At 71.8% G+C, this 13,342-nt stretch carries 10 protein-coding genes; 7 read left to right on the top strand and 3 right to left on the bottom strand.

Features of this window, described 5'->3' with window-relative positions:
* Positions 1–132 precede the first annotated feature (132 nt).
* From ABEB03_RS20610 to ABEB03_RS20595, 4 genes are all read left to right on the top strand, one after another.
* On the top strand, positions 133–1,785 hold the full coding sequence (locus tag ABEB03_RS20610; RefSeq protein WP_345651044.1) for an amidohydrolase: 1,653 nt from the start codon (positions 133–135) through the stop codon (positions 1,783–1,785).
* A gap of 252 nt (positions 1,786–2,037) precedes the next feature.
* Positions 2,038–3,408 carry an MFS transporter gene (locus ABEB03_RS20605; protein ID WP_345651041.1) on the top strand — a complete coding sequence of 457 codons (1,371 nt, stop codon included), beginning with the start codon at positions 2,038–2,040 and terminating at the stop codon, positions 3,406–3,408.
* 219 nt (positions 3,409–3,627) lie between these two features.
* Positions 3,628–4,236, top strand: a complete 609-nt coding sequence (locus ABEB03_RS20600; RefSeq protein WP_345651038.1) for a TetR/AcrR family transcriptional regulator — start codon at positions 3,628–3,630, stop codon at positions 4,234–4,236.
* Between the two features lie 24 nt (positions 4,237–4,260).
* Positions 4,261–5,916, top strand: a complete 1,656-nt coding sequence (locus ABEB03_RS20595) for an acyl-CoA dehydrogenase family protein (protein WP_345651035.1) — start codon at positions 4,261–4,263, stop codon at positions 5,914–5,916.
* Here the strand turns inward: ABEB03_RS20595 and ABEB03_RS20590 are convergent.
* The 3 genes from ABEB03_RS20590 to ABEB03_RS20580 form a co-directional block, all read right to left on the bottom strand.
* A complete protein-coding gene (locus ABEB03_RS20590; RefSeq protein WP_345651031.1) occupies positions 5,827–6,456 on the bottom strand; it encodes a hypothetical protein in 630 nt (209 codons plus the stop codon). The genes ABEB03_RS20595 and ABEB03_RS20590 overlap by 90 nt on opposite strands.
* A gap of 328 nt (positions 6,457–6,784) precedes the next feature.
* Positions 6,785–7,222 (bottom strand): GNAT family N-acetyltransferase, encoded by a 438-nt coding sequence (locus tag ABEB03_RS20585; protein WP_345651028.1) that lies wholly within the window; start codon positions 7,220–7,222, stop codon positions 6,785–6,787.
* 10 nt (positions 7,223–7,232) lie between these two features.
* Positions 7,233–8,837, bottom strand: a complete 1,605-nt coding sequence (locus tag ABEB03_RS20580; protein ID WP_345651025.1) for a hypothetical protein — start codon at positions 8,835–8,837, stop codon at positions 7,233–7,235.
* A gap of 80 nt (positions 8,838–8,917) precedes the next feature.
* On the opposite strand from ABEB03_RS20580, the gene ABEB03_RS20575 reads away from it, so the two are divergent.
* From ABEB03_RS20575 to ABEB03_RS45365, 3 genes are all read left to right on the top strand, one after another.
* Positions 8,918–10,381, top strand: a complete 1,464-nt coding sequence (locus tag ABEB03_RS20575; RefSeq protein ID WP_345651020.1) for a hypothetical protein — start codon at positions 8,918–8,920, stop codon at positions 10,379–10,381.
* 218 nt (positions 10,382–10,599) lie between these two features.
* The gene (locus tag ABEB03_RS20570) at positions 10,600–11,619 is read left to right on the top strand and encodes a hypothetical protein (protein ID WP_345651015.1); all 1,020 of its coding nucleotides are present in this window, start codon (positions 10,600–10,602) and stop codon (positions 11,617–11,619) included.
* Between the two features lie 1,379 nt (positions 11,620–12,998).
* A partial coding sequence (locus ABEB03_RS45365) for a S1 RNA-binding domain-containing protein (protein WP_425589285.1) occupies positions 12,999–13,342 on the top strand: 344 nt, incomplete at its 3' end.

Raw genomic sequence — 13,342 nt, 5'->3', positions numbered from 1 at the left:
AGAAGCGATTCGACCTTACAAAAATTCTTCAGTGGACCCTCTGGTCAATCAGTCGTTCGCTCTTTATGGTTCAGCGAGTCGAATCGTCTGTCGACGTCCTCCTGTACCTCCCCGGTCGAAAGCAGGCCTGCCATGCCCCGTCCCCCCGAGTCCTCCGAGCGCACCCTGCTCGTCACCGGTGCCGCCGTCGCCGCCGCCGGCACGCCGGTACGTGCCGAGGCGCTCGCCGTCCGCGGCGACCGCATCGTCCACGTCGGCACCGTCGAGGACGCCCGCGCCTCGCTCGGCCGGGTCGACGAGGAACTCGCCCTGGACGGCGGCCTCGTGCACCCCGGATTCGTCGACGCGCACTGCCACCCGGTGATGTACGGGCAGGCTCTCGCCTGGGTCGACCTCCGGCCCGAGCGCGTACCGGACATCGACACGCTGGTCGACGTGCTGCGCGAGGCCGCACGCACCCTGCCCGCCGGTGTGCCGGTCCGTGGCTTCGGTTACGAACACCGCCGCCTCGCCGAACGCCGCCATCCCACCTGCCACGACCTGGACCGCGTCGCCGACGACCGCGAGGTCTACGTGATGAACGCCTCCGGCCACGGCGGCGTCGTCAACTCCCGTACGCTGCGCACCTGCGGGATCACCGCGGGCACCCCCTCCCCCGAGGGCGGCAGCATCGGCCGCTTCCCCGGCGGCGAGCCCGACGGGCAGCTGTGGGACGCGGCCTGCGATCTGCTCACCGGCCCGGCCGGAGTGAAGATCGGCAACCACGGACCGAACTTCCACCTCTCCGAGCCCGACGAGATCATGGCGGACCATCTGCTGCACGCCCAGGAGGTCTTCCTCGCCGCGGGCGTCACCACGATCGGCGACGCCCAGGTCTCGCGCCGGGAGATGGAGACGTACCTGCGCGCCCACCACGACGGCAGTCTGCGGATGCGGGTGTCCGCCTACCTGACTTCCGCGCTGCTGGACACCGCGCTGGAGCTGGGCGTCGTACGAGGCTTCGGCGACGACCGATTCCGCGTGCAGGGCGTGAAGTTCTACGCCGACGGCACGCTCGGCGGCTGGACCGCCTACTTCCCGGAGGGGTATGCCGCCGACTGCTGTCACCACGGCCAGCTGTACCACTCGGTCGAGGAGTACGCGGACATCGTGCGCCGCGCCCACGCGGCCGGCCTGCAGACCGCCACCCACGCCCAGTCCCCCTACGCCATCGGCATGGTGCTCGACGCGATCGAGAAGGCGCAGGCCGATCGGCGCCGCCCCGGCATGCGCCACCGCATCGAACACTGCGGACTGCCCACCGACGAACAGATCGACCGCATGGGCTCGCTCGGCGTCGTCCCGGTCATGCAGCCGCAGCACCACCTGCGCACCGGCGACGGCACGCTGACCGCCGTAGGCGAGCTGGGCCACCGCTACAACCCGGCCGGCCGCTGTACCGAGGTGGGCGTCCCGGTCGTCTTCTCCTCCGACGCGCCCGTCGCGCCGCCCGCCCCGCTGGAGGCGGTCGCCGCCGCCGCGACCCGCCGCACCGTGCTCGGCACGGTCCTGGGCGACGAGTCCCTGCGGCTGCCGGTCGGGGCCGGGCTGCACGCTCACACCGCTGCGGCGGCGAGCGCGCTGCACCGCGAGAAGGCGGTCGGTGCTCTCGCGCCGGGCCTCCTCGCCGACTTCACCGTCCTCGACACCGACCCGCTGACCGTTCCCGCCGAGGAACTGACCGGCGTCCGCGTCCGTGAGACCTGGGTCGGCGGCAGCCGGGCCTGGACGGCGCCGGGGCGCTGACCTCCCGCGCGGCGCCCGACGTTCCCGTCCGTGATCCGGCCGGCGAGCGCGTCGGCGCCGTCCGACCGGACACGCGCGAGTGGACACCACCCGCGTCCGCTGCCCCACTCGTGTGTCCCGCCGCTTCACCCCGGGTGTTCCGGACCTCGATTCCCGGTCCGGCGGCCCGGCCCTCCACCTCGGGTGCCCGGCCCTCGTCTCCAGGCCCTGCCCCCGCTCCTGTCCCCAGTCCGCTTCCTGCCGGAGGTCCCCATGTCGGACCGCACCACCCCACGCACACCGCAGAGCCCGTTCAGATCGGCCCTCGCCGCCCTGGCCGGCACGTCCATCGAGTGGTACGACTTCTACGCCTTCGCCACCGCCGCTGCGATCGTGTTCGACGACGTCTTCTTCCCCGCCGACATGCCGACGGCCCTGAAGACCATCTCCTCCTTCGCGACCTTCGCCGTCGGCTTCCTGCTGCGCCCGCTCGGCGGCATCGTGTTCGGCCACATCGGCGACCGCGTCGGCCGCAAGAAGACCCTGGTCATCACGCTCCTGATGATGGGTATCGCGTCGTTCGCGATCGGCCTGCTGCCCACCTACGAACAGGTCGGGGTCCTCTCCCCCGTCCTGCTGATCACCCTCCGCCTCGTCCAGGGCATCGCGATCGGCGGCGAGTGGGGCGGCGCGGTGCTCATCGCCGTCGAGAACGCGCCCGAGGGCAAGGCCACGTTCTTCGGCTCCTTCGCGCAGCTCGGCTCCTCCGTCGGCGCCCTGCTCTCCACCGGCGCCTTCAGTCTGATGAACCTCTTCGGGGACCAGGCGTTCGACAGCTGGGGATGGCGGGTGCCCTTCCTCGCCTCCGCGGTCCTCGTCGCCATCGGCCTGGTGGTGCGCACCAAGCTGGAGGACTCCCCGGTGATGGACGACATCCACGCCGACCGGGCCGAGCAGGGCGATCGCAGGCTGCCCGTCGCCGAGGTGCTGCACAAGAGCTGGAAGACGGTTCTCACGGGCGTGTTCGCGCTCGCCACCGCGACCGGCGGCTACTACGTCGTGACCAGTTACCTGCTCTCCTACGGCACCGACGACCTGCACCTCTCGGAGTCCATGCTCCTCAACGGCCTCACCCTGGCCGCGTTCCTGGAACTCGTGGTCACCCCGTTCCTGTCGCTCCTGGGCGACCGGATCGGCGCGCACAAGGTCGTCGTCGCGGGCCTCGTGGGCGTCGTACTCCTCGCGATCCCGCAGTTCATGGTCATGGACGGCGGAAGCGTCGTACTGATCTACCTGATGATGCTCGCCATGCGCCTGGTGATGTCCGCGCTGTACGGGCCGATCGCCGCCATCCTGGCCGACGGGTTCGCCCCGTACGTCCGCTACACCGGCATCTCGCTCTCCTACCAGATCTGCAACCTGGTCTTCGCCGGCTTCGCACCGGTCACCGCGGTCTGGCTGTCGTCCCTGGCCGGAGGCGCCTACTGGCCCCCGGCGTCCGCGCTCATGGCGGTCTCCGTCATCGGCATCTGGTGCACCCTGCGGCTGCGGACGTACCACCTGCGGCGCATCGCCGCCGAGTCCGCTCCGGGAACCGCACCTGCCTCCGTGTCCGCGTCGGCGGTGGCGTCGACCCGAGCCTGATCGAACATCACCGTCTCTGGGCCCGGCCGGCTCCGCCTCATCGGCGGCGCCGGCCGGGCCCACGGCGTTTCCCCGTCCTCGGAGCCCTGTCCCGCCGTACTTCGCCGCGGCGCGACCACGTACGTACTCGCGAGTCGGCCCGGGACGTCTGCACCTCGGACGAGTCAGGCCGGGCTCAGGGCCGTAGCGGGAAACTCTGAATGATGGTTCACTTCTTGCATGCCCTATCGCAAGACCCCCGCCGAAGTCCGACGGCTCGAAGCCGCCCGGGACCACCTCGTGGCCTGCGCCACCGCGGTCGTCGCCGAGGTGGGCTGGTCGCAGGCGTCGGTGACCGCTGTCGCGGACTCGGCCGGGATCGCGGCGGGCTCGGTCTACCAGCACTTCGCGTCCAAGTCGGCCCTCGCCGTCGAGGTGTTCCGGCGCGCGGCCGGACGCGAGGTGGAGGTGCTGGGGCAGGTGCTCGACGGACCCGGCACGGCCGTGGAACGGCTCGCCCACGGCGTGGAGGTCTTCGCCCGTCGCGCGCTGGAGAACCGCGGACTCGCCTACGCGCTGCTCGCCGCGCCGACCGAACCCGCCGTCGGCGCCGAGCGCCTCGACTTCCGCCGCCGCTACCGCGCCCTGTTCGCGGAAGTGGTCCGCGAAGGCATGACGGCGGGGCTGCTGCCCGCCCAGAACGGCGAGATCACCGCCGCCGCGCTCACCGGCGCGATCGGCGAGGTGCTCGTCGACCCGCTCGGCGCACCCGACGAAGACGCCACCGACGAGCTCCTCGCAGAGCTCAGGGCCATGGCCCTGCGCTGCGCGGGCGCCCCGTCCGTCTGACCCGACCCGCTCCCAGGAGGCCCGATGTCCACGCCCGCACCGCGCAGCCACCCTGCCGCCGTGACGCACGAAGTGACCAACCAGCCGCCGCCGTTGGCCGGGCACGACGTCGCCGACGACCCGGTGCTGATCGAGGGCGTGCGCCGCGAGGGTGCCGCCTGGTACCTGGACGACCTGCACCGGCTCGGCCGCCGCACGGGCAGCGAGGAGGTGCAGCGCTGGGCGGAGGAGGCCAACCGGTACGAGCCGGTGCTGCGCACCCACGACCGCTACGGCCACCGCGTGGACGAGGTCGACTTCCACCCCTCGTACCACGCGCTGATGGACGCGGCGATCGGCGAGGGGCTCGGCGGCAGCGCCTGGGCCGACGAGCGGGAGGGCGCGCACGTGGCGCGCGCCGCCGGGTTCATGGTGTGGAGCAGCGCCGAGGCCGGACACGGCTGCCCCGTGTCCATGACGTATGCGGTGGTCCCGGCGCTGCGCCACACCCCCGATCTCGCCAAGGCGTACGAGCCGCTGCTCACCAGCCGTGTCTACGACCCCGGTCTGCGCACCCCCGCCGACAAGCGCGGCCTGCTCGCCGGGATGGGCATGACGGAGAAGCAGGGCGGCACCGATGTGCGCGCCAACACGACCACGGCCGCCGAACAGCCCGACGGGACCTGGCGGTTGCGCGGGCACAAGTGGTTCACCAGCGCGCCGATGAACGACCTGTTCCTCGTCCTCGCGCAGGCACCTGGCGGACTGTCCTGTTTCCTCGTCCCGCGGGTCCTGCCCGACGGCAGCCGCAACACCTTCCGCATCCAGCGGCTCAAGGACAAGCTCGGCAACCGCTCCAACGCGAGCAGCGAGCCCGAGTTCGACGACACCGTGGCCTGGCTCGTCGGGGACGAGGGCAAGGGTGTGCGCACCATCATCGACATGGTGACCATGACCCGGCTCGACTGTGTGCTCGGCTCCGCCTCCGGGACCCGCGCCGCGCTCGCCCAGGCCGCTCACCACGCACGCCACCGCACGGTGTTCGGCGCCAGGCTCGTGGACCAGCCCCTGATGCGCAATGTGCTGGCCGACCTGGGCCTGGAGTCGGAGGCCGCGACCACGCTCGCGCTGCGGCTGGCCGGGGCCACGGACCGGGCCCAGCGCGGCGACGCCCAGGAGCGCGCCTTCCTGCGTCTTGCCACGGCGGTCGGCAAGTACTGGGTGTGCAAGCGTCAGCCCGCCGCCGTGGCCGAGGCCCTGGAATGCCTCGGGGGCAACGGATATGACGAGGCCTCTGGCATGCCGCGCCTGTACCGCGAGGCCCCGCTCAACGGCATCTGGGAAGGCTCCGGCAACGTCAACGCCCTCGACATGCTGCGTGCCCTGGCCCGGGAGCCCGAGTCGCTGGAGGCGTTCCGTGCCGAGATCGAGGCGGCGGCCGGTGCCGATCACCGACTCGACACCGCCTGGCGGGAGTTGCAGGGCGAACTCGTCCTGACCGAGGACGCTCCGCTGCGCGCCCGCCGTGTCATCGAGCGGGCGGCCCTGGTGCTCCAGGGCTCGCTGCTGGTCCGGCACGCGCCGGCCGCGGTCGCCGACGCGTTCTGCGCGTCACGTCTCTCCGGGGACCGGGGCCTCGCCTTCGGAACGCTGCCGCCCGGCTCGGATTTCACGGCGCTGCTGGAGCGGCTCCCCGTCTGACGGGATCCGGCGCGGCGCCGTCGGCCGCGCCCCGCCCTCCGCACGGTGGGGGTGTCCCCCGGGCACCCGCACCGTGCGCAGGCACCCCCCACCCTGGCTCGTCATGGGCCTGTTGCGAACTTCCACCGCGGCTGGTGAGCGGCGGCTCGTACGCCTTGGCGTGTCGCCGGTGACATGGACGGCGTCGGCTGTCCAGAAGTCCTTGTGGCCCACCTTCTTCTTGTCCAGGTAGGCGGTGAGCGAGCGCTGGCTGTCCGTGGCCTTCGCGCGCAGTTCCTTGAACGCGGCCGTCGTCCTGGCCTCGTGCGTGTGCTTGGCGCGGGCCGCGGAGAGATCGGCCTGTGCCTTCAGGACGACGAAGAAGGACGCTTCTCGACCGTTTGCGACCGCGTCACGCAACGCGGAGTCGACCTTCGGGCTCTCGGCCGGCGGCGACGAGTCGGCTGCCGCGCGCGGCAGCCCCGTCATCAGGGCCGCTGCGGTGAGCGCGGCCGCCGCCCACGCGGCGACAGCGCGCCGGGGCGATCGGGACAGGTGCATCGGGGGTGCTCCTCCAGGGACGGAACGGGGGAGCACGGACGCTAGGAGGAGGCCGTTACTCGCTCATTACAGGCCCCGGAGCCTCACCCGCCGCTCCCCCGGGCGCCGTTGGAGCGGCGCGGCCGAAGCGGGCTGGGCACGTGGGTCACGTCCGCCCGCGACGCACCGGCTCATCACCCCGTGGGCTTTGAGCCGGGGCGATGTCCTTCCACGACGGTCCTGTCCGCTCCGCCGCGAGGTTCCCCGCCGCCCCGGGCACGCGGATCATCCGCGCAGGGGCATGACGAGCCCTGCGACAACCCGCCTCGCACCGTGTCCGCTGCGCCGCCTACGACTGCACGACGAAGCGATAGACCTTGGAGTCGCGCCCCTGGAATCCCAGACGCTCGTACAGTCGGTTCGCCGCCCCGCGGGACGGACGGGAGGTCAGGTCGACCGTCCGCGCCCCGGCCGCCTCGGCCAGGCGCAGTGCCTCCGCCGTCAAGGCTGCTCCGACGCCGTGCCCTCGGGCCGTCTCGTCGACCACGACATCCTCGATCCGGCAGCGCAGGCCCGACGGCAACGGAAACGTGATCAGGGTGAGCATGCCGACCACCTGGCCCTGGATCCGGGCCGTCAGCAGCGAGTTGGCATCACTGCGCAGCAGCTCCGTCACCGACTCACGGTCGGGTTCCTTCGCCGTGCTCGAAAGCTGCGGCAACAGGCGGGCGACCGCCCCGACCACCTCGTCGGTCGCCTCACGGACGACCTGCACCTCAACGCTCATGATCGGGACCCTATCGAAGGCTCGATCGAGGCGTTCCGATGTTCGGCCCGTCGTCCAGCAGGGCGCTCAGCGCGACGAGAAACTGCTCCCTGGCCCGCTCGACATCGTCCTGTCGGGCGTCACCACCGTTCCGGAGCTCCCGCAGAGCGCGGGCCGTTGACAGCACGGGACGCCACGGTGGGTCGTCCGCTTCGTCGGCGGATGCGGCGGAGCTCGGGGCGGCGAGTCGTTCCAGCCGCTCGCACCGGTGGATGACCGTGCGCAGGTTCTCGTCGAGGACGCGGTCGAAGCGTAGGTCGGAGAGGCGGCCCAGAGCATGGGCCAACTGTGGTCGTAGGCGTTCGAGTTCCGTCCGGACAGCAGTGGGCCGCGGAGTTTCCGTCGCGGGGCGCGACGGCGTGGCGTCTTCGGTCGGGGACACAGGAGGCGGCTGGGGTGCCGAGGGCACCGGCTTGGCCACACCTTCGAAGGCGGCGCAGGCGTGGGCGGCCAGTTCCAGGAACCAGCGTCGTTCGCGCTCGGTGGTGCGACGCGTGACGAACATCAGGGCGCAGGCCTGAAGAGCCAGCAGGTACTGGGGGCGCCAGTCGGTCAGGGAATAGCGCCTGCGGTGGCGCCACTCGTCCGGGGCGGAGCGGGTCTGCCGCACCATCGTGTGCAGGCCGGCGGGCAGCAGGTCCTCGTTCGGGTCGGGTGGCGCGTCCGCGACGAGGAGTTCGACCAGGTCGTCGAGGGCGCGATCGCCCAGTTCGGGGAGGTAGTCGCAGACCAGGCACAGCGTCAGGTGGGCCGGGTCCCGTGCCAGCAGGCCCTGTTGCTGGAAGCGTGACAGGTCGACGAAGCGATGGGCGTCGGGGACGAGTGCGGGGATCGTCTCCACCATGATGTTGCCGGGGTGCAGGTCGTAGTGGGCGCGCCCCAGGGCGACGGTGGGCGGCTTCAGCCCGGCCAGCGCAGAGCCCTCGAAGCACAGGGGGTTCGGCAGGGACGCGGAACGGCCCGGCAGCGTGATGCGCGGGCGCTGCGCGTCGGCGCCCAGCAGGCCGGTCGCCGTGCGCGCCAGTGCGCTGTCCGGGGCCGCCCGGTGGCCGAGCGCCCTGCGCAGGAATTCCAGGGCCGTCATGGAGTGATCGGCACCGGGATCCGGGTTCCATTCGCTGAGCACCGATCGGATGACGGCGGCGGCGACGCCGGCACGCTCCGTGGAGGAGGTGAGCCGGCTGAGCGGGGTCAGTTCGTGATCACCGCGGTCGTCGAGGGCGATGCCGAGGAACATCAGCCAGGTGTCCGCCACCGCCAGCGGCGGGTAGACCTGCCGGACGAGCCGGCGTTCCGGGAAGTCGAACGTACGCGCCCCCTTGTCGAACGACGGACCCGACCTCCATGCGATGTCCAGGTCGTACGGTTCGGTGACGGCGCCTTCGTCCGGAGCGCAGAGTTTGATCAGCAGCTTGTGTTCCGGGTGGTCCGCGTCCCCGTCGTGGTGGAAGACGGCCAGCCGTGCTCCGCTGCCGCCGTCCGGCAGCGCTTCCACGAAGTCCAGCGTGGGCCCGCCGCGCTGCCACTGCTCCAGTGCGGCCGCCGCGTCGTCACCGAAGTAGGTGCATGCGCTCATCGGCCCAGTCTGTCCGAACCGGTCCCGCCGCGGCTCGGGTTGTGGTGATATGCCTGCGGAACATATCGGGGGAACTGGCAATGGCGCGGCGTGACGACATGACCCGGCTGCAGCGTGCGGCGGCGGCCGGAAGGCCCATCAGGGCGAGCAGGCTGGAGGCCGCGGTGGTCGGCCACGATCCGGCATCGGGTCCGTTCCGGTTGCGGGGTGCGCGCGTGGTCGGGCCGGTGGATCTGACACACCGACAACTCGCCTTCGGACTGGAGTTCGTGGAGTGCCGCTTCACCGACTCGCTTGATCTGCGGGGTCTTTCGGCGGGGTCGCTGGATCTCGGCGCCTCACGTCTTCCCGCACTGGTGGCCGACGGTCTCGCGGTCGAGGGCGATGTACGGCTGGCCGGCTGCCGTATCGGCGGGGAGCCCGGCAGGCCCGTCCCGCTGGGTGCCGAGGCGCGCCCCGTCCGCGACGGGGTGCGGGCGCCGCGCCGGGTCGCGGAGGCGTCCGCCGAGGCGCCGCTGCGGCTCGCGGACGCGAGGATCGCCGGCAATCTGGTGGCCGAGGAACTGGCGCTGTTCTCCACGGGCCCCTGGTCCTGTTTCGCTCCCCGGCTGCGGGTCGAGGGCGCCGTGCAGGGGCAGTCGCTGACCGCCACCGGAGCGCTGTATCTGCGCGACGCGAGGGTCGGTCACGCGCTCGGCCTGAACGGCGCGCGGGTCGGTGGCCTGGACGCCACCGGACTGGCCTGCGGTAGGGGGTTCTACGCGGACTGGGGTTTCCACACGAGCGGTCAGGTCCTGCTGCGCGGGGCGACCGTCGAGTCGGTGGTCACCTTCCACGACGCCACCCTCGCCGGTCCGCACGCGGGGCTCGTCCTCGGCCGGCTGACGACTCCGCGGCTGCGTCTCGATCTGCGCGGCGCCCCCGAGGGACGGATCGTCCTGCGCGACGCCCATGTGGGCGCGCTCGTCGACGATCCGTCCGCCTGGCCCCGAGCGGGCAACCTCGACATCGAGGGGCTCGTCTACAAGCGCCTCGGGTCCACCTCGCCCTTGGACGTGAAGGGCCGGCTCGGCTGGCTCGCCCTCGACCAGGAGGCGGGGGTCGGCGTCTTCGAACAGCTGGCGCTCTCCTACCAGTCCTCCGGGGACGAGCGGGCGGCGCGGACCGTACGGCACGCGCGGGAGCGGCACCTGCGGCGCGGGGACCGCCTCACCGGCCGGATCTGGGGCACCGTGCAGGACGTCCTGTTCGGCTACGGATACGCCCCGCGGCGGGCGCTGCTGTGGCTGCTGGCCCTGGTGGCTGCGGGCTCGTCCTGGTTCTCGGTGCGCGCGCCCGCCCCTGTGGGCGGATCGGGCCAGCGGGCCTTCGATCCGGTGCTGTACTGCGTGGACCTCCTGGTGCCCGTCGTCTCGTTGGGCTACCGCTCGGCCTTCGATCCCGCGGGCTGGGACAAGGCCGTGGCCGTCTTCCTGATCGTGTCCGGCTGGCTGCTGGCGACCGCCGTGATCTCGGGCGCCAGCCGCGCCCTGGGGCGCGTGTGAATGGCAGGAGGCGTGCATGAGGAACGTTCACGCCCCGTTGTGCGCCTGCCTCACCACCATGCGCCTTCACTCCATCTGCGCGGGTCGGAGCGGAACCAGTGGGGCACGAGGCAGCGTTGTGGGTGGCATACATCCAAGGCGCCTACGGAAAGCGGGTGCACGAACAGTTGAGGTTTCCGGCCCACGGCCGACCGTACGCGAACGGACCTGAGGGACTCATGAACGAAGACGAGTACTGGGTCGATCTGTGTCAGCACGATGCCGTGCTGGGCGGCGGCTTCTTCATCACCCGTTTCTTCGTCATGACACTCCTCGAGTGCGTGCAGCCGCTCGACGGCGGCTCCACGCTGGTCCTGGAGCTGGCCGGCGAAGAACCGGTGGAGCTGGAGGGGCGCGTCGTCGACCTCCAGCCAGAGGCCGGCCTCGCCCTGATCCTGGTGGTGGCCCCGCCGAGCCAGGTTCTGCCCACCCCGCGCATGGATCATGTCGTCAAGGGTGACGACTGGCTGGCTCCCTACACTCCCCCGCGCGTGCGGCGCCCGTTGCACGGCACGGTGGACGGCGTCGTGCACGACCACGCGCAGGACGCCCCGTGCCGTACGACTCTGCAACTGGTGCTGGACGGACCGGCCAAGGACTACAGCGCGTTCGGCGGCGGGCCCGTCGAGAGAGCGACCGAGGACACCGAGCAGACGCTGGTCGGCGTGCTCATGGGGTCCAGTTCCCCGCGCTCGGCCGCGCCCAGCGCGCCGGACGGAATGATCGCCACGGCGATCGACAGCGCGATGGAAGCGTTCCCCGGGCTGTCCGCCCTGAGTCTGGCGCAATGGCTGACCGGCACGGGACTCCCGCCGGCCCATCCGGCCACGGCCGCCCCGTCCGAGGAAGCGGTCGTGGTCCCCGGCACCGGGCAGGCGCACGGCGCGCAGACGCGCGCCGGAACACACCCTCAATCCCCTCCAGTTTGCACCGATGGGGGTTCCAGTACTGCCACTTTGGACATATCCCCCAAGGCAGAGGTCGCCTCGTGGTCTCCTCAGGACATCAGGGACCCGGTGGTGGCCCAGCTTTGTGCCCGGACGGAGGACTCACTCAAATTTCTCGACCACCTGGGCGACAGCGGGCTGGTCGACCCACTGGACCTGGACGGGTTCCGTCTACGGTTGCTCGACGACCTCACGGAGGCGTTGGGCGCACACGGGTCACTCGGCGGCGACAAGGGGGGTGAGGAGGCATGATCGACTCGTACGAAGAGGCTGTCGCGTGTGCTGAGGCGGCACTGCGTGATGCCCGCCGAGTCACGGTGCCCGATGCGCTGAGGACGTTCACGGCCCGGTGGGCCGAGGGGAAGTTCCCCGCCTACGGCGACGACGACCTGGCATCCGTGATGCGGCTGGCCTGGCTGCTGTACCAGATGGGGGTGAACGACGCCTCGTACGCCCTGGTGAAGCAGCTCGTGACCCACCCGCCCCAGGGACGCCCACCGGGCGGAGACCCCAACCGGTGCGCGGTGTTGCTCACCTGCCTCGGCCGCCCGGAAGAGGCGCAGCAACTGCTGGCGGGCGATCAGACGGACGCGGTCCTACCCCCTCGCGGAATCGAGCAGGACAGCACAGCCGGCGCCGAAAGCCCTGCTGCGGCGCAGGAGGACGGCGCTCGGCCCGCAACACCACCGGCTCCTCGGCCCGGCGGCGCCGGCCGGCCGGGCTGGTCCCGGCTCCGGGCTCTGGCCAACCTCGCCGCCATAAGCGCCCGTACGCAGCCGACGCAGGCGGCCCACTGGCTGACCCAGGCCGAGGGCCACCTCGACGCCGCGCCCGGCATGCCACCGGCCGGGATCCGCCAGCTCCTGGCGGGAGTACGCGTCAGCCTGGCCCGCCGTGAGAAGCCCCAGGACGTCGACGACGCGCCCATGACCGAGCTGCGCGACGCGTCGCTGGCCGCCCTCGCGGCCCTCGACAGCCGCGACCCGCAGGGCTATCTGATCGTGGCCCAACTCGCCCTCGCGTACTTCGAGTCGGCCCGCGACGCGCAGTCCAGCGACCGGCTGGAACACGCGGCGGGAGTCCTGGAAGCAGCGAGCCAGCGTCTGTCCGCCATGCTCGGAGCCGACCATCCCCGCGCCCTGGTGGTGCAGGGCAAGCTGGCCGCCGTGCAGGTCGAGTGCGCGCGGGCCGCCCGGTCGACGGCACGCCTGGACCGGGCGACCACCCAGCTGGCCTTCATCAGCACGCGCCTGTCCCGCCGTCTCGGCGCCTGCCACCCGCAGTCCCTCGCCGCGACCGGGAACCTCGCGGTGGCACGCCTCGAATGCGTGCGCACGACCACCGAACACACCCGGTCGGCACAGATCTTCCAGGACCTGGGATGGCAATGCCGTGCCGTCACCGACCTGGTCGGCGCCGACCATCCCGTCGCACGCCTGGTCACTGCCTCCTACACGGTGTGCAGAAACCTCCTCGACCGAGGTGGTGACAGCTGGCACGGCGTCCCGTCGTCCTACCGGCCGCACCGCCGGCACGGCGCGTCCGGCGCCGTCTCCGTCCACGCTTCCGCATCCTGGCAGGCTGCCGCGCACAGCCGTCCGGGGGCGGCGCGGCCTGCCACGGCGGCGACCGTGCAGCCGGTGCAGGCCACCGTGCCGGCCGTCGCGGTCAACGACATCGGTGNCGTCGACGGCGTCATCGTGAAGGTCGACCGGGACGAGGTCCTGCTCGACATCGGTTACAAGACCGAAGGTGTCATCCCGAGCCGCGAGCTCTCGATCAAGCACGACGTCGACCCGAACGAGGTTGTCGCCGTCGGTGACGAGATCGAAGCCCTCGTTCTCCAGAAGGAGGACAAGGAAGGCCGCCTGATCCTCTCGAAGAAGCGCGCTCAGTACGAGCGTGCCTGGGGCACCATCGAGAAGATCAAGGAAGAGGACGGCATCGTCACCGGTACCGTCATCGAGGTCGTCAA

Origin of the sequence: Streptomyces siamensis (genome assembly GCF_039543605.1) — a bacterium.
In the GTDB taxonomy this organism is placed as follows: Bacteria; Actinomycetota; Actinomycetes; order Streptomycetales; family Streptomycetaceae; genus Streptomyces; species Streptomyces siamensis.
Note: the sequence above shows the minus strand (reverse complement) of the source record. Positions and strands in the feature narration are given on the sequence as shown.